Source organism: Shinella yambaruensis, from assembly GCF_022899355.1.
GTDB classification, from domain to species: domain Bacteria; phylum Pseudomonadota; class Alphaproteobacteria; order Rhizobiales; family Rhizobiaceae; genus Shinella; species Shinella yambaruensis.
Genome location: NZ_JALJCK010000003.1, coordinates 154,910 through 173,250, shown reverse-complemented (window position 1 = coordinate 173,250; position 18,341 = coordinate 154,910). Strand labels below are relative to the sequence as shown.

16 protein-coding genes and 1 other RNA gene are annotated in these 18,341 nt (G+C 66.1%); 14 read left to right on the top strand and 3 right to left on the bottom strand.

Going from position 1 to position 18,341, the window contains the following annotated elements; genetic code table 11:
* Positions 1-23: 23 nt before the first annotated feature.
* The 3 genes from MUU56_RS08060 to MUU56_RS08050 all read right to left on the bottom strand — a co-directional run bounded on the left by MUU56_RS08060 (position 24) and on the right by MUU56_RS08050 (position 3,012).
* On the bottom strand, positions 24-953 hold the full coding sequence (locus MUU56_RS08060; RefSeq protein ID WP_244766800.1) for a lytic transglycosylase domain-containing protein: 930 nt from the start codon (positions 951-953) through the stop codon (positions 24-26).
* 132 nt (positions 954-1,085) lie between these two features.
* Positions 1,086-1,715, bottom strand: a complete 630-nt coding sequence (locus tag MUU56_RS08055; RefSeq protein WP_244766799.1) for a LysE family translocator — start codon at positions 1,713-1,715, stop codon at positions 1,086-1,088.
* Positions 1,716-1,797: 82 nt separating this feature from the next.
* On the bottom strand, positions 1,798-3,012 hold the full coding sequence (locus tag MUU56_RS08050; RefSeq protein WP_244766798.1) for a pyrophosphate--fructose-6-phosphate 1-phosphotransferase: 1,215 nt from the start codon (positions 3,010-3,012) through the stop codon (positions 1,798-1,800).
* Between the two features lie 238 nt (positions 3,013-3,250).
* Between MUU56_RS08050 and MUU56_RS08045 the strand changes: the two genes are divergently transcribed.
* The 14 genes from MUU56_RS08045 (at position 3,251) to ftsW (ending at position 18,274) form a co-directional block, all read left to right on the top strand.
* Positions 3,251-3,991 (top strand): J domain-containing protein, encoded by a 741-nt coding sequence (locus MUU56_RS08045; RefSeq protein WP_244766797.1) that lies wholly within the window; start codon positions 3,251-3,253, stop codon positions 3,989-3,991.
* Positions 3,988-4,752 (top strand): N-acetylmuramoyl-L-alanine amidase, encoded by a 765-nt coding sequence (locus tag MUU56_RS08040; protein ID WP_244766796.1) that lies wholly within the window; start codon positions 3,988-3,990, stop codon positions 4,750-4,752. Before MUU56_RS08045 ends, MUU56_RS08040 begins: the two co-directional genes overlap by 4 nt.
* Before the next feature lie 225 nt (positions 4,753-4,977).
* Entirely contained in the window at positions 4,978-5,640 is a 663-nt protein-coding gene (locus MUU56_RS08035) for a lytic transglycosylase domain-containing protein (RefSeq protein WP_244766795.1), read from the top strand.
* A gap of 73 nt (positions 5,641-5,713) precedes the next feature.
* The gene (locus MUU56_RS08030; protein WP_244766794.1) at positions 5,714-6,895 is read left to right on the top strand and encodes an NAD(P)/FAD-dependent oxidoreductase; all 1,182 of its coding nucleotides are present in this window, start codon (positions 5,714-5,716) and stop codon (positions 6,893-6,895) included.
* A 41-nt stretch (positions 6,896-6,936) separates the two neighbouring features.
* Positions 6,937-7,332: RNase P RNA component class A (gene rnpB / locus MUU56_RS08025), an RNA gene on the top strand.
* Positions 7,333-7,753: 421 nt separating this feature from the next.
* A complete protein-coding gene (mraZ, locus tag MUU56_RS08020; protein WP_244766793.1) occupies positions 7,754-8,194 on the top strand; it encodes a division/cell wall cluster transcriptional repressor MraZ in 441 nt (146 codons plus the stop codon).
* Between the two features lie 14 nt (positions 8,195-8,208).
* Positions 8,209-9,234: a 16S rRNA (cytosine(1402)-N(4))-methyltransferase RsmH gene (rsmH, locus tag MUU56_RS08015; protein WP_244766792.1), complete on the top strand. Its 1,026-nt coding sequence runs from the start codon at positions 8,209-8,211 to the stop codon at positions 9,232-9,234.
* Positions 9,235-9,237: 3 nt separating this feature from the next.
* Positions 9,238-9,630: a cell division protein FtsL gene (gene ftsL, locus MUU56_RS08010; protein WP_244766791.1), complete on the top strand. Its 393-nt coding sequence runs from the start codon at positions 9,238-9,240 to the stop codon at positions 9,628-9,630.
* Positions 9,630-11,378, top strand: coding sequence for a peptidoglycan D,D-transpeptidase FtsI family protein (locus MUU56_RS08005; RefSeq protein ID WP_244766790.1), 1,749 nt, complete (start codon positions 9,630-9,632; stop codon positions 11,376-11,378). The genes ftsL and MUU56_RS08005 overlap by 1 nt, the downstream gene beginning before the upstream one ends.
* Before the next feature lie 64 nt (positions 11,379-11,442).
* A complete protein-coding gene (locus MUU56_RS08000; protein ID WP_244766789.1) occupies positions 11,443-12,894 on the top strand; it encodes a UDP-N-acetylmuramoyl-L-alanyl-D-glutamate--2,6-diaminopimelate ligase in 1,452 nt (483 codons plus the stop codon).
* Positions 12,891-14,324, top strand: a complete 1,434-nt coding sequence (locus MUU56_RS07995) for a UDP-N-acetylmuramoylalanyl-D-glutamyl-2,6-diaminopimelate--D-alanyl-D-alanine ligase (protein ID WP_244766788.1) — start codon at positions 12,891-12,893, stop codon at positions 14,322-14,324. Before MUU56_RS08000 ends, MUU56_RS07995 begins: the two co-directional genes overlap by 4 nt.
* A gap of 116 nt (positions 14,325-14,440) precedes the next feature.
* Positions 14,441-15,541 (top strand): phospho-N-acetylmuramoyl-pentapeptide-transferase, encoded by a 1,101-nt coding sequence (gene mraY, locus MUU56_RS07990; protein ID WP_244766787.1) that lies wholly within the window; start codon positions 14,441-14,443, stop codon positions 15,539-15,541.
* A 7-nt stretch (positions 15,542-15,548) separates the two neighbouring features.
* On the top strand, positions 15,549-16,946 hold the full coding sequence (murD, locus tag MUU56_RS07985) for a UDP-N-acetylmuramoyl-L-alanine--D-glutamate ligase (RefSeq protein WP_244766786.1): 1,398 nt from the start codon (positions 15,549-15,551) through the stop codon (positions 16,944-16,946).
* A gap of 173 nt (positions 16,947-17,119) precedes the next feature.
* Complete coding sequence (gene ftsW, locus MUU56_RS07980; RefSeq protein ID WP_244766785.1) at positions 17,120-18,274, top strand: putative lipid II flippase FtsW; 1,155 nt, start codon at positions 17,120-17,122, stop codon at positions 18,272-18,274.
* Positions 18,275-18,341: the final 67 nt, after the last annotated feature.

Here is an 18,341-nt window from a genome sequence, read left to right as displayed (position 1 = left end):
GCAGCCGGATGAGGGGCAAGTCCTTACCTCAGGCCGGTCTCGTCGAGCAGACCCTTGCGCTTGGCATGGTAGTAATAGCCGGCCGCATAGAGGCGCACGGCGCCGTCATTCTTGTCGTCGGCCACCATCCAGGCGCCGCGCAGGTATTTTCCGGCATATTTGATGTTCGTCTCGGCGTCGAACAGGCCTTCGGCCGGGCCTTCGTAGCCCATGCTCTTGGCGGTGGCGTACTTGATCTGCATCAGCCCGTAGTGGCCGCGGTTGTAGGCCTTGGGATTGTAGGTGCTTTCGCGCTTGACGACGCGGTGCAGGAGCGATTCCGGTATGCCGTAGAGCGCGGCATATTTGCTGATGAGCGCGTCGATCGGCGTGCCCGACTTCTTGAACGGCTGCTCGGCCTGCGGAACGAGGAGGCGGGTCTCCGTCGTCAGCACGGCGTTGCTGACCAGCGCGGGTTTTGCCATCGGCACGATCTTGCGGCTGGCGACGAGCTGTTCGAGGCCTTCCGGCTCGCCGCTGTCGAAGCCCGGTTCCATGACGGAAACGCCGATGACGGTGTCGAAGCCCTGCTGCGTCGCGGTCGCGACGCCTGCGGCCTCGTTGCCGGCAAGCGCGGCAGTGGCCGCGGCTGCGCCCGTCACGGGCCTGGCTTCCGCAAGGGCCGAGACCGGAACGGCGGTATCCGCGGTGTCGGCCGCGACGGCGATCGGCGTCGGCAGGGCGTCCGGCGTGTTTTCCGTGCCCGGCTTGGCGTCGGGCAGGGCGGCATAGGAGACTTCCGTCGTCGTCCCGTCGGCGGCGGCGATATCCGTGGTCTCCGCCGATGCGGGCGTCACGGTCCGCGCCGAGGTCGCGTCGTCGGCGACGCTGGCGCAGCCGGCAAGCGTCGCAAGAAGGCCTGCGCAGGCAAGCGTGGCAATGCGTGCCGGACGGGAAACGGGGGTATCAGCCATGGTCGTCGCTCTCGGTTTGCCGGGGTGCGCGGGCGCCGGAGCGCCCCCGTCTTTGCAAATCAATCGGCCGTGGCCGTGCCCCGTCCATAGCCGATCGGGCGCGAAGCGGCAACCCGTAGGCTTGGCCATGCGTCAGGCGGTCGCCCGCTTGAGGCCGGCGGTGAGCAGTCCGGCGCCGATCAGCAGCGTGCCGCCGGTGCGGTTGACGGCCTTCTGGACCGAGGGTTTGCGGATGGTCTTGCGGGCTGCGGCGGCGAGCAGGGCGTAGGAAAAGGCGTTCAGCGTCGCGAGCACGAGGAAGGTGACCTCGAAGATCACCATCTGCGGCAGGACGGGCTGCGAGAGGTCGAGGAACTGCGGCAGGAAGGCGACGAAGAAGACGATGCTCTTGGGGTTCAGCGCGGTCACCACATAGGCATGGGCGAAGATGCGGAGGGGTTTTTCCTCCGCCGGGGCCGCGCCCTCGGCGCCGGCCGCCACGGGCGCGCGCCACAGCTTGACGCCAAGCCAGACGAGATAGGCCGCGCCCACCCATTTCAGCACGGTGAAGATCGTCGCCGAGGTGGCGAGCAGCGCGCCGAGGCCGAGCATCGAGGCGGTCATGGCGGTAAAGTCGCCGAGCGCGACGCCGGCGACGGTGGCGCCCGCCGTGCGGCGGCCGTGGCCGAGCGCATAGGAGATCACGAGGAGGATGGTCGGGCCGGGAATGGCCAGCATGACGGCGGAGGCGGCGGCGAAGGCAAGCCAATGTTCGAAGGACATGAAAACTCCCCGGATCGAGTGCGATCCGGGGAGCAAGCCACTACGGATTTTCGCCGTCAAGCAGCGTTTTCGCGGGAAGGCGTTATGCCGCCGGCTTCCACTTCTGGCCGATGGTGTCCATCACTTCGCCGAACCATTTTGCCGAGGTGTCGAAGTGCTTGCCGCCCTTGATGCGCGGGAACTCGATGGTGCGCAGCTTGCCGCCCTGGCCCTCGTCATGGCCGGTGACGCCGGAGACCTTGTTGAGCGCGCTTTCGACGGCAAGGTCGGTCATGCTCTGGATGAGGCGGAGGTCGTCGCGGTTGGCGGGGGCGGAGCGGGCATAGTAGCCGGACTTCTGCACCATGGAGCGCTCGGCGCCGAGAAGGGCGGCGAACTGCTTGGAGAACCAGTTGCCGACATTGATCGTGTCGATCTTCACATGGCCGAAGGCGTCGCGCTTGACGGTTTCGCCGGCGGCTTCCCGCTCGGCGACGATGGCATCGAGGCAGGCGCCTTCCGAGACGAACAGCGTGACGAAGCCGGCGCGGTCCATGATGCCCTTGAGGCGCTCGGCCTCGGCTTCCAGGTTGAAGTCCAGCTCCGGCAGGTAGAGGCCGTCGATGTTCTTGAGCTGCTTGTTCATCATGAAGCCGTCGACATAGTCGTTGCCGCCGGTCTTCTGGATATAGGCGCGCGCCGTGGCGGCGGTGAGCCAGCCGCAATGGCGGCCCATCACCTCGTGCACGACGAGGGTCTTCGGCGCTGCGCTCTGCTCGTTGCTGACATGGTCGAAGAAACCCGCGCCGACTTCGGCGGCCGTCCAGGCGCCCAGCGACTGGCGGATCGGCACGACGTCGTTGTCGACCGTCTTCGGCAGGCCGACGACGGTGAGGTTGTAGCCGTTGGCGCCGAGATAGGCGGCAAGGTCGGCCGCCGTCGTGTTGGTGTCGTCGCCGCCGATCGTGTGCAGGATGGTGATGCCGTCCTTGGCGAGCCGTTCGGCCGCCACGCGCAGCGGGTTCTCGCCTTCCTTGACGAGGCCGCGCTTCACGCAGTCGGCAGCGTTGGTCAGCTTGACGCGGCTGTTGCCGATCGGCGAGCCGCCATAGCGGTGGAGGAGGGGCGCCTTCTCGCGCATCTCCCGGGTGATCTCGATGCGGTCGGCAAGCAGGAGGCCCTGGTAGCCCGAGCGATAGGCGACGAGCTCGATGTCGGGTGCGATGTCGCTGTAGCGTTCGATGAGGCCTCCGACGGCGGATGACAGACAGGGGGCGAGCCCGCCCGCGGTCAGCATTGCGACTTTCTGCTTGGCCATAATTCCTCCTCGGCGTCAGCCCGTCTCGATGGTGCAGTTGCTCTAGCGCAGAATCCCCGACAGGGGAACGGCGCGGCAAACTTATCCGCACTCCATGACGGATATCTCTCATGCTCCACAGGCGAAAACCGGGCGCCCGGAAAATTTGATGCCTCCACTTATTGAGGGGCATCAAAATTTTGTCATCCAGCCATTTCCTGCCTTGCTTTCCCTGCAATTGTCTGATCAAGATCACCTTATGTTCCAGAATTCGCCCAGTTGCTTCATCAGTGCCGTATGGGATCGCCTCGTCGGCATGGTCTCGGACGCCGCCAGCAATGTGCTGTCGGGCGTGGTCGAGGCCGTGCGCACGCTGTTCGAGGGCGACCCGGAAACCCGCAAGCAGGTCGCCTTCTCGGTGGCGATGATCGCGCTTTCCGCCAAGATGGCGAAGGCGGACGGCATCGTGACGACCGCCGAGGTCGATGCCTTCAAGGACATCTTCAAATATCCCGACAACCAGGCGGCCAATGTCGCCCGGCTCTACAACCTCGCGCGCCAGGATGTTGCTGGCTACGAGGCCTATGCGGAGAAGATGAAGGCGCTCTGCGTCTCCTGCGAGAAGAATTGCCCGATCCTCGAGGACATCGTCGACGGCCTGTTCCATATCGCGAAGGCCGACGGCCTGATCCACGAGAAGGAGATGGCCTTCCTCGGCCGCGTCGCCGAGATCTTCGGCATGGCGGACGAGCGCTTCGAGCAGATCACGGCGCGGCACGTCCATGTCAGCGGCCGCGACCCCTACAAGGTGCTGGGTGTCAAGCCGAGCGACGACTTCGCGGAAATCCGCAAGCGTTACCGGGTACTTGCCTCGGAGCACCATCCTGATAGGCTGGTGGCGCGTGGCGTGCCGGCCGAGTTCCGTCAGATTGCGAACGACCGCATGGCCGCGCTCAACGCTGCCTATGAGGCGATCGAGAAGGAACGCTGCGCTGCATGAGCGCATTCACATGTGACTACCCTGGTGCGACCGCCGCGCCGTCGCCGAACTTTGGCGCGCGGGCGGGCGGGCGCACGCCGGATATCATCCTCCTGCATTATACCGGCATGGAAACCGCGGACGGTGCGCTGAAATGGCTCTGCGCGCCGGAAAGCCAGGTCTCCTGTCACTACTTCGTGCACGAGGACGGGCGCGTCGAGCAGCTCGTGCGCGAGGCGGACCGCGCCTGGCATGCGGGGAAAAGCTTCTGGAAGGGCGAGACCGATATCAATTCGGCTTCCATTGGCATCGAGATCGCCAATGCCGGGCATCCCGGCGGGCTGCCGGAGTTTCCCGACGCGCAGGTCGATGCGGTCGTCGAACTGTGTCTCGATTGTGGCAGGAGATGGGGGATCGCTCCCGAACGGGTGCTCGCGCACTCAGACGTGGCCCCCGTCCGCAAGGTCGATCCGGGTGAAAAATTCCCCTGGGACCGTCTCCATGCCGGAGGGGTCGGGCACTGGGTGGCGCCGTCGCCGATCGCCGGCGGGCGGTTCTTCCAGAAGGGGGATGCCGGCCAGCCGGTCGAAGCCCTCCAGACCATGCTGTCGCTTTACGGCTATGGCACTGAAATCGATGGGGTTTACTCGGAAAAAACGGAAGGCGCCGTCGCCGCTTTCCAGCGCCATTTCCGGCCGGAACGCGTCGATGGCATTGCCGATTTTTCGACCATCGACACGCTGCACCGTCTGCTTTCCGCGCTGCCGCGGCTGGCCGCCTGACAGCCTATCCGAATATTCGAATATTACGGCCTGTAACAGAAGTTTACCGTTTCGCCACATCCTGACCCGATTGGGCATGTTCTTTCCGCCTGCGTTCATTGCAGCGCAGCATGCGGTCAGGGCCTGATCGCAATCAATGAGGATCGAGACGTTTGCGCGGGCTGCGCGGCTTGAGATGCCGCGGGCCGGGGCTCTGCCTTTGCGCCTTTTGGAGACGATGACTAGATGAGAAGACTTCTTGCCGCCTTCGGTGCGGCCTGCTTTTGTGTGTCCGTTCTTTCCGCCGCCACGGCGCATGCCGAACCTTCCCGGGGCCCGGCCAAGAAACAGTATCTGTTCCAGACCTCCGAAAAACAGGAGGCCGCCGGCAAGGAAAAGCCGCGCAAGGTTTCCAGCAAGCGCAGCACCAAGCGCAAGACCGTCATCGACAAGGACGGCGTGGTCGTCGGCAGGCTGAAGACCTACAAGAGCACGACCGGCTATCCCAAGGCGGAGAACCCGCTGTCGGCGGAGCGCAAGACGGCCGGCTATTCCGGCCTGATCCAGACCTATGCCAAGGCCTATGGCGTGCCCGTCGACCTCGCCCATGCGGTGGTGCGCGTCGAGAGCAACTTCAACCCGCGCGCCCGCGGCAGCGCAGGCGAGATCGGCCTCATGCAGATCAAGCCGGCGACGGCGCGCATGATGGGCTACCGCGGCGGCGCCAAGGGCCTCTACGATCCCGAGACCAACATCAAGTTCGGCATGAAGTACCTCGCCATGGCGCACGACCTTTCCGGCGGCACGACCTGCGGCACGATCCTGCGCTACAATGCCGGCCATGGCGCCAAGCGCATGAACCCGGTCTCCAAGCGCTATTGCGGCAAGGTGCAGAGCATCATCGACTGACCGGCGCGACGTTTCGCGGGCTGGAATCGGCCCGCGGCCATGCTATGCCACCGGTGAAAAGCGAGGGTAGGGCATGGATCGGCATTTCGATTTCGTCGTCGTGGGCAGAGGCATGATGGGGGCGGCGGCGGCGCGCCACCTCACGGCGACGGGCGCTTCCGTTGCGCTCGTCGGTCGGGGAGAGCCGGCCGACTGGCAGAAGCACGACGGCGTCTTCGCCAGCCACTATGACAGCGGCCGCATCACCCGCACGATCGACCAGGACCCGGACTGGGCGCTGCTCGCCAAGCGGTCGATCGCCCGCTACCGCGCCATCGAGGCGGAGAGCGGCATAGGCTTCTACGGCGAGACGGGCTGCCTGATCAGCGGCCCCGCCGGCGGCGATTTCCTCAATGCGGTCGAGGCGGTGGTGAAGCGCCATGCGCTGGAGGCGCCGCTTTTCGACCGGGCGGCGCTGCGGGCGCGGTTCCCCTGGTTCGACCTGCCGGAAAGTTCCGCCGGCGTCTTCGAGATGGAGGGCGCCGGCTATATCGACCCGCGCAAGCTCGTCGCGGCGCAGGTCGCCTGCATGGAAAGGGCCGGCGGCGTCTCCATTTCCGACGATGCCCTGTCGGTGACGGATGCCGGCGACCGCGCTTCGGTGGCGTTGAAGGCGGGCGGCACGGTCACCGGCGGGCGCGTGCTGGTGGCGACCGGCGGTTTCTCCCGCGCACCGGGGCTCCTGCCGAAGGTACCGGCGCTTGCCATCAAGGCGCGCACCGTCGTGCTGGCGCAGCTGTCGCCCGAGCAGGCGGAGGCCTATCGCACCATGCCGTCCTGGATCGACGAGAGCGCCGGCCCTGCCGATCATTTCTACTTCCTGCCGCCGATCGTCTATCCGGACGGCCATTCCTACCTGAAGATCGGCGGCGATCCGACCGAGGTGGAGATCGAGGAGGAAGAGGCGATTCGCGACTGGTTCCGCGGCGAGGGGCGCCCGGAGGCGATCGTGCATCTGAAGCGCCTGCTTGCACGCTCCATTCCCGACCTCGATCCGGTCCGCCTTGTCTCCGCGCCCTGCGTCACGACCTATACGGTGCATGGCTATCCCTATGCCGGCTTCGTGGGGAGCGACCGCATCGCGCTCCTGACCGGCGGCAACGGGGCGGCGGCGAAGAGTTCCGACGAGATCGGCCGCATCGGCGCGGACCTGGTGATTCGCGGGAAGATGGACGAACCGGACTACATGACGGATTTCGCGGTTCATTTCCGCTAAGACACTGGTCTTTCCCTTCCGTATCGGTTAGTCAGCGCCTGCCAGTTGGCCGGGCAGCCGCGCCTTGCAAGGGCCGAAAGGCCGCAGGGTGAGGAAAGTCCGGGCTCCACGGAAACACGGTGCCGGATAACGTCCGGCGGGGGCGACCCCAGGGAAAGTGCCACAGAAAGCAAACCGCCTTCCCCGGAAGGTAAGGGTGAAAGGGTGGGGTAAGAGCCCACCGCGGCCATGGCGACATGGTCGGCACGGTAAACCCCACCGGGAGCAAAACCGAATAGGGATGACGCGAAGCGCGCAAGCGCTTCAGCCCGTTTCCGGGCCGGTCATCCGGGTGGGTTGCAAGAGGCCGGGCGCAAGTCCGGTCCCAGATGAATGGCTGCCACGTTCCGGCGCAAGCCGGAGCCATACAGAACCCGGCTTACAGGCCAACTGGCAAAAATCTCTCCCCTGAAGAACGATTTTTCATGACGCGTTAATGCGCTGAATTCCTTGGGGTTCGCGCATGGCTTGCCGCGTGCCGAAACGCACGCCTGCGGTGTTCCGACCCACGCAAATACAAGGCGTTGGCAGGGCTTTCCTAACCATTTGTTAAACTTAACGCCTTATAAACATTTGACGGTCTCATCACGGGGAACGAGGTCACTTCCCATTGACGCCCATATGGTCCCATGATATCCCAAACTCACACTGCACGAGGACGCATGAGCGTCCGATCATCGCAAAGCTTTGAGGCTAACCGGCTGGGGACGGTGCGGCGCGTAGGCGACGCATCAGGGCTGGCTTGCGTGCGCGGTGTTGTGTTGGGTCGGCCGGGGCGGATGCACAGCGCCTGGGCTCTGGAAGCGGCTGTATCGCGTCATGAACCGGTTCCTGTCGAATGCGACAAACAGGATCGATGCCAAGGGGCGGGTCTCCGTTCCGTCGGCCTTTCGCTCCGTCCTGTCGCAGCGCGACATCCGGGAGCTGTACTGCTTCCAGGATTTCTTGTTTCCGGCGATCAGCGTCGGCGGGCTGGATCTGCTCGATCGTTTCGAGCGCCAGATCGCCAGCGAGGACGTTCTTTCGCCGCAAGCCAACCGGATGTCGCTCCTGGTCCACGGGGGCGGGGTCTTCATGAAGCTCGATTCGGAAGGGCGCCTGCCGGTCACGGATTTCATCCGCGACTATACGGGCATCACCGCGGAGGTGACCTTTGTCGGTCGGGCGGATCATTTTCAGCTCTGGGCACCGCAGACATTCCTAGCCACGCAGGCGGCTGCCCGGGAAGAGTTCAGGACGCGAGGTCTGGGCTTGGGGTAAGACGGAGAATCGGAATGGCGGCGGATCTTGGCGGAGGTTTTTCTGATGCCGATGGCGGACCGGTCCGTCACATTCCGGTTCTTCTCTCCGAGGTCCTCGCGGCGCTTTCGCCCAAACCCGGCCAGGTCATCCTCGACGGCACGTTCGGCGCGGGTGGCTATACGTCCGCCATCCTTGCCGAGGGGGCAGACGTCATCGCGCTCGACCGCGATCCCAACGCCATTGCCGGCGGCAAGGCGCTGGTCGAAGCATCCGGCGGCCGGCTGACCCTCATCCATTCGCGCTTTTCCGAGCTTGCCGAGCACGCGCCCGCGGGCGGGCTCGACGGCGTCGTGCTCGATATCGGCGTCTCCTCCATGCAGATCGACGAGGCGGAGCGCGGCTTCTCGTTCCAGAAGAACGGCCCGCTCGACATGCGCATGTCGGCCGCCGGCGTTTCGGCCGCCGACGTGGTGAACCGTGCAAAGGTTTCCGATCTCATCCGCATCTTCGGCTTCCTCGGCGAGGAGAAGCAGGCCGGGCGCATCGCCCGCGCCATCGAGAAGGCGCGCGAGAAGGAACCCTTCACCACGACGCGCCAGCTCGCCAACCTCATCGAGCTGACGACGCCGCGCAAGGCGAAGGACAAGATCCACCCGGCGACGCGCGTCTTCCAGGCGCTGCGTGTCTTCGTCAACGACGAGCTCGGCGAACTTGCCGAAGCCCTCTTCGCCGCCGAGCGTGTGTTGAAGCCGGGCGGGCGGCTGGTCGTCGTCTCCTTCCACTCGCTGGAGGACCGGATCGTCAAGAAATTCTTCCAGGATCGCGCCGGCAAGGCGGCGGGCTCCAGGCATCTGCCGCAAGTCCACGACAAGGCCGCAACCTTCGCACCAGTCGGGCGCCCTATGGTGGCGGCCGGCGACGAGGAGAGTGCGGTCAATCCGCGCGCCCGATCCGCGAAGCTGCGGGCAGGCGAGCGCACGAGCGCCCCCGCCGGGACGGATGATCTGTCCATTTTCAACCTGCCGAACCTTGCCGACCTTGCGAAGATGGGAAGCTGAGTGATGTTCCGTACCCTTGATGTCGTGATGATCGCCGTCATGACGGCAGCCGCCACCGTCACCTATTCGATCAAGCACCAGGCCGAGAACAAGCTGGAAGAGGTGCGCAAGCTCGACGCCGAGATCAAGCTGGAGGAGGACACGATCGACCTCCTCAAGGCCGACTGGGCTCTCCTGACCCAGCCGAACCGCCTGAACCGCCTGGTGAAGACCTTCGAGGCCGACCTGAAGCTCGTGCCGACCGAATCGACCCAGCTCGCCCAGCCGAACGAATTGCCCATGCCGACGGCCGAACTGCCGGCGCTGGCGCCGGAGAAGGACGAGAAGGTCGCCCAGAAGAACAAGAAGAAAGCCAAAGGCACGGACGCAATCCAAACCGGATCGGTGGCAAACTGATGTCGTTTCTCTCCCGCATCATGGACCTCAAGAGCAAGGCGCATTTCAGCGCCGGCGGCAACAACAACCGCGCGGCCGGCAATGGCGGCCATGCCTTCGAGGGAACGCGCAAGCGCTCCGGCTCGCAGGCCCGCAGCCGCGTCGCCGTCATCATCTGCTGCTTCGGCATGGTCTATGCGGTCATCGGCGGCCGCCTCGTGCAATATGGCATGGCCTCGCCCGAAACCGTGTCCTCGATCGGCCCCGCCGACCACCTGATGGCCTCGCGCCCCGACATCGTCGACCGCAACGGCGAGATCCTCGCCACCGACATCCGCACCGTCTCGCTCTATGCCGAGCCGCACAAGATCGTCGATGCGGACGAGGCGGTGGAAATGCTCGCCACCGTCATGCCCGACCTCGACCGGCGCGGCATCTACCGCAAGCTCACCTCGAAATCCCGCTTCCAGTGGCTGAAACGCCAGCTGACGCCCAAGCAGCAGAGCCGCATCCTGGCGCTCGGCATTCCCGGCGTCGGCTTCCGGCCGGAAAAGCGCCGCTTCTATCCGGGTGGCGTCACCGCCTCGCACATCGTCGGCCATGTCAACATCGACAACCGCGGCATTGCCGGCATGGAGCGCTATATCGACAACCAGGGGCTCGCCGACCTCGCCGCGATCGGCATGACGAGCGATGCCAAGCTGGAGCCGGTGCGCCTGTCCATCGACCTGCGCGTCCAGGCCATCGTGCGCGACGTCGTGGCGACGGGCATGGAGAAATACAAGGCGATCGCCGCCGGCGCCGTCGTGATGGATGTGCATACGGGCGAGATCCTCGCCATGGCCTCGGTGCCGGACTACGATCCCAACAACCCGGCCGAAGGCGCCAAGGAAGGCTGGATGAACCGCATGTCGAACGGCACGTTCGAGATGGGCTCCACCTTCAAGAGCTTCACGACGGCGATGGCGCTCGATTCGGGCAAGGTGAAGATCACCGACAGCTTCGACGCCCGCGCGCCGATCCGCATCGGCGGCTTCACCATCAAGGACTTCCACGGCAAGCACCGCGTGCTGACCGTGCCGGAGATCTTCCAGTACTCCTCCAACATCGGCACGGCCAAGATGGCCGACGTCGTCGGCATTGCCGGCCACAAGGAGTTCCTGACGCGGCTCGGCCTTCTGACCCGGCTCGAAACCGAGCTGCCGGAGGTGAAGACCCCGACGCAGCCGCGCGAATGGAAGAAGATCAACTCGATCACCATCTCCTTCGGCCACGGCGTCTCGACGACGCCGCTGCAGACGGCGGTGGCCGCCGCGGCGCTGATGAACGGCGGCCTCCTGATCAACCCGACCTTCCTGCCGCGCACGGTGGAGGAGGCCAACGAGGTGGCCAGGGTCGTCGTCAAGCCGGAGACCGGCGACAAGATGCGCTACCTCTTCAAGCTCAACGCGAACGACGGTTCCGGCCGCCGCGCGCTCGTTCCGGGCTTCAATGTCGGCGGCAAGACGGGCACGGCCAACAAGGTCGTCGGCGGCCGTTATTCCAACACCCAGAACTTCAACGCCTTCCTCTCCGCCTTCCCGATCGACGACCCGAAATATGTGGTCCTCACCTTCATCGACGCGCCGCAGACGGGCGAGGGCGGGGGGCGCACCGCCGGCCTCAACGCCGCGCCGATGGTCGGCGAGATCATCCGCCGCTCGGCCGCCCTTCTCGGTGTAAAGCCGAAATTTGGTGAGGACGGGTCTGCCTTGCTTGTGTCTTATTGAATGGAGAAGACGGGAGGCCGATTCGAATGGAAACGGCTTCCACTGGAAAGCAGCAGAGCGGACAATGAAGATCAGTGACCTCGCCGGACCCGAAACCAACGACCTTTCCGCCGCAGCCGCGATAGACATCGGCGGCATAACCAGCGACAGCCGGAAGGTGAAGCCGGGCGATCTCTTCGTTGCACTCTCGGGCACCAGGGCCGATGGCAGCGCCTTCATCGCCGATGCCGTCTCGCGCGGCGCCGCCGCGGTTGCCGTTGCCGCCGGCAGCACGGCCGAAGCCTCCGTCCCGGTCATCCCCGTCGCCGAGCCGCGCCGGTTCCTGGCGCTTGCCGCCGCCCGCTTCTACGGCCGCCAGCCGGAAACCATGGTCGCCGTGACCGGCACGGCCGGAAAGACCTCCGTCGCCTCCTTCACCCGCCAGATCTGGGCCCATGCCGGCCACGCCGCCGCGATGATCGGCACGACCGGCGTCGTCGCGCCCGGCCGCAACGACTACGGCTCGCTGACGACGCCCGATCCGGTGTCGCTGCACGAACTGCTCGCCGAGCTTGCCGATGCCGGCGTCACCCACGCCGCGATGGAAGCGTCCAGCCACGGCCTCGACCAGGCGCGTCTCGACGGCGTGAAGCTTGCCGCCGCCGCCTTCACCAATCTCGGCCGCGACCACATGGATTACCACCCGACGGTCGAGCACTACATGGCCTCGAAGATGCGGCTGTTCGATACGCTGCTCGCCAAGGGCGCGCCCGCCGTCATCTATGCCGATGACGAATGGTCGGGCGTTGCGATCGAGGCGGCGCGGAAGGCCGGGCTCGACGTGCGCACGGTCGGCCGCAAGGGCGAATACCTGACGCTGAAGCGCGTCGAGCATTTCCGCCACAAGCAGACCGCCGAAGTGCATGTCGGCGACGACATCTATGAAGTGCATATCCCGCTCGCCGGCGATTTCCAGGTGGCGAACGCCCTGGTGGCGGCAGGCCTTGCCATGTCGACCGGCGTTCCCGCCGCCGTCGCCATGGCCGCGCTCGAAAAGCTGATCGGCGCCTCCGGCCGGCTCGAACTGGTGGGCCACGCCAGGAACGGCGCGCTCGCCTATGTCGACTATGCCCACAAGCCGGATGCGCTGGAAAACGTGCTGACCTCCGTGCGCCCCTTCACGACGGGCCGCGTCATCGTGGTCTTCGGCTGCGGCGGGGACCGCGACAGGGGCAAGCGGCCGATCATGGGCGAGATCGCAACGCGCCTTGCCGACGTGGTGGTCGTCACCGACGACAATCCGCGCTCCGAGGTGCCCGAAGTCATCCGCTCCGAAATCATGGCGGCGGCCAGGGGCGCGACCGAGATCGGCGATCGTGCCGAGGCGATCCGCAGCGCCGTCCGCATGCTGCAATCCGGCGACACGCTGATCGTCGCCGGCAAGGGGCATGAGGAGGGGCAGACCGTCGGCACCGTCACGCTGCCGTTCTCCGACCACGCGGAATTGCGCAAGGCCCTGGAGGAATTCGACCGTTGAAATGGCTCTGGACCACGCCTGATCTTGTCGCCGCCCTGAATGGCCGCCCCATCGGCAACCTGCCGCAGGGCGTCACCGGCATTTCCATCGACAGCCGCAACATCGCGCCGGGCGAAGCCTTCTTCGCCATCAAGGGCGACCGCGTCGACGGCCATGATTTCGCAAGCTTCGCGGTCGCGAACGGCGCGGCGCTGCTCGTCGTCAGCGAAGGCAAGCTGCCGGCGCTCGGCCGGCTCGTCACGCCGATGATCGTGGTGCCGGACGTGCTCCAGGCGCTCGTCGACCTCGGCTGCGCGGCGCGCGACCGCACGGCGGCCCGCATCATCGCCGTCACCGGCTCCGTCGGCAAGACGACGACCAAGGAGATGCTGCGCCAGGCGCTCGGCCCCTCCGGCAGCGTGCACGCCTCCGTCGCCTCCTTCAACAACCATTGGGGCGTGCCGCTGACGCTCGCCCGCATGCCGGAGACCACCGATTACGGCGTCTTCGAGATCGGCATGAACCATCCCGGCGAGATCCGCCCGCTGGTCGCCATGGTGCGCCCGCATGTGGCGATGGTCACGACGATCGCCCCGGCCCATCTCGGCAACTTCCGCGATCTCGAGGAGATCGCCGCCGCCAAGGCGGAGATTTTCGAGGGTGTCGTGCCGGGGGGACACGCCCTTCTCAACCGCGACAACGAGCAGTTCGCCTTCCTCGAAAAGGCGGCTGAGGCGGCCGGCGTCTCGCATGTCCACAGCTTCGGCGCCGATGCCAAGGCGGAGTTCCGCCTGCTCGATTTCATCCCGAGCGCCGAGGGCGGGCTTTTGCGCGCCGCGGTCGGCGGGCAGACGCTGGAAGTGCCGATGGGCGCGCCCGGGCGGCACATCGCCGAAAACGCCGTCGCCGTGCTCGGCGCGGTGCATCTTGCCGGCGGCGATATCGAGAAGGCGATGGCGGGGCTTGCCACCATGCAGGCGGAGAAGGGGCGGGGACGCCGCTACCGGCTCGCCAAGGGCGGCGGCTGGTTCACGCTGATCGACGAGAGCTACAATGCCAACCCGGCCTCGATGCGCGCGGCGATCGCGCTGTTGCGCGATGCCGAGCCGCATGGCCGGGGCCGGCGCATCGCCGTGCTCGGCGACATGCTGGAAATGGGCGAGCATTCGCCTCTCGTCCATGCCGGCCTTGCCGAACCGCTTCTGGAGGCGGGCATCGGCGACGTCTGGCTCGGCGGACCGGACATGGCGGCGCTGCGGGATGTACTGCCGGAGGGCGTGGCGACGGAATACCGCGACACGGCGGACGCGCTTGCCGCCCATGCGCTCGATGCGGTGCAGCCGGGCGACGTCCTGGTCGTGAAATCGTCGAAGGGCACGGGATTCAGCCGTATCGTGGCGGCCCTGCTTGACAAATATCCGACGTTCCCGGAGAGGGAACGCGAGCTTTGAGGGAGGTTCGGCCGGGCAGATGCCCGCCGGGCCTTCTTTTTTATGGAATCGACATCTCCGTCCGCGGTCGGTCACGCCGCGGATGATGCGGGGAACCTTTTGGGGAAAGGGTGACAATGCTGCTTTGGCTCGTCGAGCTGGCTGACACCGTGCAGGTGTTCAACCTGTTCCGCTACATTACCTTTAGGACGGGCGCTGCGCTGTTCACTTCGGCCACCATCGTCTTCCTCTTCGGACCGATGATCATCTCCTCGCTGCGCATCCGCCAGGGCAAGGGCCAGCCGATCCGTGCCGACGGACCGCAGACGCATTTCAAGAAGGCCGGCACGCCCACCATGGGCGGCCTAATGATCCTTGCCGGCATCGTCGGCAGCGCGCTGCTCTGGGCCGATCTTTCCAACGTCTATGTGGTCGCGACCCTGCTCGTGACGCTCGGCTTCGGCGCGATCGGCTTCTACGACGACTATCTCAAGGTCACCAAGCAGACGGAGAAGGGCTTTTCCGGCAAGGCGCGCCTCGGCCTCGAGTTCATCATCGCGGGCGTGGCGACCTACTTCATGATGCGCGCCTCGCTTGCGACGGGGGCGGCTGGTTCGACCTTCGGCTCCTCCATCGCCTTTCCCTTCGCCAAGGATTTCCTGATCAATCTCGGCATCTTCTTCGTGCTGTTCGGCGGCTTCGTCATCGTTGCTGCCGGCAATGCGGTGAACCTGACGGACGGGCTCGACGGCCTTGCCACGGTTCCGGTGATGATCTCGGCCGCCTCGTTCGGCGTCATCGCCTATCTCGCCGGCAACGCCGTCTTCGCGAACTACCTGCAGATCCATTTCGTGCCCGGCACGGGCGAGCTCGCCGTCGTGCTCGGCGCGGTCATCGGCGCCGGCCTCGGCTTCCTGTGGTTCAACGCCCCGCCGGCCGCCATCTTCATGGGCGATACCGGTTCGCTGGCCCTCGGCGGCCTCATCGGCACGGTCGCCGTCGCCACCAAGCACGAGATCGTCATGGCGATCATCGGCGGCCTCTTCGTCATGGAGACGCTGTCGGTCATCATCCAGGTCGCCTCCTTCAAGCTCACGGGCCGGCGCGTCTTCCTGATGGCGCCGATCCATCACCATTTCGAAAAGAAGGGCTGGACGGAAAGCCAGGTCGTCGTGCGCTTCTGGATCATCGCCGTGGTGCTGGCGCTGGTCGGCCTTTCCACGCTCAAGCTGCGGTGAGCCGGTCATGATCCCCGTCACCACCTTCAAGGGAAAGACGGTCGCGCTCTTCGGGCTCGGCGGCTCCGGCCTTGCGACGGCACTGGCGCTTGCTGCGGGCGGCGCCGAGGTCATCGCCTGGGACGACAGCGCGTCGAGCGTCGAGAACGCGTCGTCCGCCGGCATCCGGACGGGCGACCTGCGCAGGCTCGACTGGAAGGCCGTGGACGCGCTGGTGCTTTCGCCCGGCGTGCCGCTCACCCATCCCAAACCCCATTGGAGCGCGGAACTTGCCCGCGCCGCCGGCGTCGAGATCATCGGCGATGTCGAGCTCTTCGTGCGCGAGCGCCGGGCGCATGCGCCCGACTGCGCCTTCGTCGCCATCACCGGCACGAACGGCAAGTCGACCACGACGGCGCTGATCGCCCATATCCTCAAGGCGAGCGGGCGCGATACCCAGCTCGGCGGCAATATCGGCACGGCGGTGCTGACGCTCGATCCGCCGAAGGCCGGCCGCTTCTACGTGGTCGAGTGCTCCTCCTACCAGATCGACCTGGCGCCGACGCTGAACCCGTCCGCCGGCATCCTTCTCAACCTGACGCCCGACCATCTCGACCGCCACGGCTCGATGGAGCACTATGCCGATGTCAAGGAACGCCTTGTCGCCGGCAGCCGGACGGCGATCGTCGGCGTCGACGACAGTTTCTGCGAGCGCATCGCCGATCGCGTCGAGCGGGCCGGCACGAAGGTCGTGCGCATCTCCAAGCGCAACGTGCTGGCCGACGGCATCTATGCCGATGGCCCGCGCCTCATCCTGGCGCAGGGCGGGGCGACCCGCGTGATCGCGGACCTTTCCCCGATCGAGACCCTGCGCGGCGCCCACAATGCGCAGAACGCCGCCGCGGCCGTCGCGGCCTGCCTTGCGGTCGGCCTCAGTGAGGACGAGATCCGCGCCGGCCTTGCCTCCTTCCCGGGCCTCAGGCACCGCATGCAGCCGGTCGGCCGCAAGGGCGACACGCTGTTCGTCAACGATTCGAAGGCGACGAATGCCGATGCGGCCGCGCCGGCGCTGTCGAGCTTTGAGCGCATCTACTGGATCGCCGGCGGCGTGCCGAAGGAGGGCGGGATTTCCTCGCTCGGTGCCTTCTTTCCGAAGATCGCCAAGGCCTATCTCATCGGCGAGGCGGCGCCCGCCTTCGCGGCGACGCTCGGCGAGGCCGTGCCCTTCGACATGTCGGGCACGCTGGAACGGGCGGTCCAGGACGCGGCGGCGGATGCCGAGCGGGAAGGAAACGGCCCGGTTGCCGTTCTGCTCTCCCCGGCTTGCGCAAGCTTCGACCAGTACAAGAACTTTGAAGTCAGGGGTGATGCCTTCGTGAAACACGTTTCGGCGCTGCCGGGCGTGTCCATGCTGGTCGAGGTTTAGGATGGTATCGGGATTTGCGACCTTGCTCCCTGCCTCTCCGTCATCCTCGGGCTTGACCCGAGGATCCATTTGCGCCGTGCGTGCCGCGTGGATCCTCGGGTCAAGCCCGAGGATGACGGAGGAGAGGGAGTGGACGCGGGGGAATCCGAACCGCTTAGTGAGAGGAACGAGACATGGTTAGTCGTGCCGAACGTGGTGCATTGGCGGACTGGTTCTGGACGATAGACCGGTTCTTCCTGGCGGCCTTCATCCTGTTGATGGGCCTTGGCTTCATGCTGTCCTTCGCGGCCAGCCCGCCGGTTGCCGAGCGCCTCGGGCTCGACAGCTTCCACTTCGTCAAGCGCCACGCCGTGTTCCTGATTCCGGCCATCGCGGTGATGTTCGGCATTTCCTTCATGTCGCCCCGCCAGGTGCGGCGCGCGGCGATGATCCTGCTCGTCGTCTCGCTTGCGGCCATGGTGCTGGCGCTGTTCTTCGGCGTCGAGGTCAAGGGCTCGCGGCGCTGGATCTCGATCGGCAGCTTCTCCATCCAGCCGTCCGAATTCATGAAGCCGGCCTTCGTCGTCATCTGCGCCTGGCTTTTTGCCGAGCATGCCCGCCAGCCGGAAATCCCCGGCAACCTCTTCGCCATCATCCTCTTCGGCATCGTCGCGGCGCTGCTCGTCGCCCAGCCAGACCTTGGCCAGACCATCCTGACAGCCGCCGTCTGGGGCGGCATGTTCTTCATGGCCGGCATGCCGTGGCTGTGGATCATAGTGCTCGGCGGCGCGGCCGTCGGCGGCCTCCTGACGGCCTACACCTTCCTGCCGCATGTGGCTGGCCGTATCGACAAGTTCCTGACCGGCGAGGGCGACACGTTCCAGATGGACACGGCGCGGGAAGCCATCATCCGCGGCGACTGGTTCGGCCAGGGGCCGGGCGAGGGCACCGTCAAGCGCATCATCCCGGACAGCCATACCGACTTCATCTTCTCCGTCGCGGCGGAGGAGTTCGGCATCCTCTTCTGCATGGTCATCGTCATGATCTTCGCCTTCGTGGTGATGCGCGGCCTCAACCATGCCTTCAAGGAGCGCAACGATTTCACGCGTTTCGCTGTTGCCGGCCTCGTGCTGCAGATCGGTACGCAGTCGATGATCAATATCGGCGTGAACCTCGAGCTGCTGCCGGCCAAGGGCATGACGCTGCCGCTGATCTCCTATGGCGGCTCGTCGATGATCGCGATCTGCGTGACGGCCGGCTTCATCCTGGCGCTGACCCGCCACCGCCCGGAAAAGCGCGCCTCCGAGCGCAGCCTCTTCCGCGGCGGCATCGTGGCGCCTGCGGAGTGATCGGTTCGATGGCGCATGTGGGTTTCACCCCCCTCTGCCCTGCCGGGCATCTCCCCCTCAGGGCGGG

What these genes read in the sequence shown, in the direction of transcription:
- MUU56_RS08050 (WP_244766798.1), bottom strand. Translation starts at nt 3,012, where the DNA reads ATGGCCAAGCAGAAAGTCGCAATGCTGACCGCGGGCGGGCTCGCCCCC.
- ftsW (WP_244766785.1), top strand. Translation starts at nt 17,120, where the DNA reads ATGGTTAGTCGTGCCGAACGTGGTGCATTGGCGGACTGGTTCTGGACG.
- MUU56_RS08040 (WP_244766796.1), top strand. Translation starts at nt 3,988, where the DNA reads ATGAGCGCATTCACATGTGACTACCCTGGTGCGACCGCCGCGCCGTCG.
- ftsL (WP_244766791.1), top strand. Translation starts at nt 9,238, where the DNA reads ATGTTCCGTACCCTTGATGTCGTGATGATCGCCGTCATGACGGCAGCC.
- MUU56_RS08045 (WP_244766797.1), top strand. Translation starts at nt 3,251, where the DNA reads ATGTTCCAGAATTCGCCCAGTTGCTTCATCAGTGCCGTATGGGATCGC.
- MUU56_RS08035 (WP_244766795.1), top strand. Translation starts at nt 4,978, where the DNA reads ATGAGAAGACTTCTTGCCGCCTTCGGTGCGGCCTGCTTTTGTGTGTCC.
- MUU56_RS08060 (WP_244766800.1), bottom strand. Translation starts at nt 953, where the DNA reads ATGGCTGATACCCCCGTTTCCCGTCCGGCACGCATTGCCACGCTTGCC.
- MUU56_RS08030 (WP_244766794.1), top strand. Translation starts at nt 5,714, where the DNA reads ATGGATCGGCATTTCGATTTCGTCGTCGTGGGCAGAGGCATGATGGGG.
- MUU56_RS08000 (WP_244766789.1), top strand. Translation starts at nt 11,443, where the DNA reads ATGAAGATCAGTGACCTCGCCGGACCCGAAACCAACGACCTTTCCGCC.
- mraZ (WP_244766793.1), top strand. Translation starts at nt 7,754, where the DNA reads ATGAACCGGTTCCTGTCGAATGCGACAAACAGGATCGATGCCAAGGGG.
- mraY (WP_244766787.1), top strand. Translation starts at nt 14,441, where the DNA reads ATGCTGCTTTGGCTCGTCGAGCTGGCTGACACCGTGCAGGTGTTCAAC.
- MUU56_RS08005 (WP_244766790.1), top strand. Translation starts at nt 9,630, where the DNA reads ATGTCGTTTCTCTCCCGCATCATGGACCTCAAGAGCAAGGCGCATTTC.
- MUU56_RS08055 (WP_244766799.1), bottom strand. Translation starts at nt 1,715, where the DNA reads ATGTCCTTCGAACATTGGCTTGCCTTCGCCGCCGCCTCCGCCGTCATG.
- murD (WP_244766786.1), top strand. Translation starts at nt 15,549, where the DNA reads ATGATCCCCGTCACCACCTTCAAGGGAAAGACGGTCGCGCTCTTCGGG.
- rsmH (WP_244766792.1), top strand. Translation starts at nt 8,209, where the DNA reads ATGGCGGCGGATCTTGGCGGAGGTTTTTCTGATGCCGATGGCGGACCG.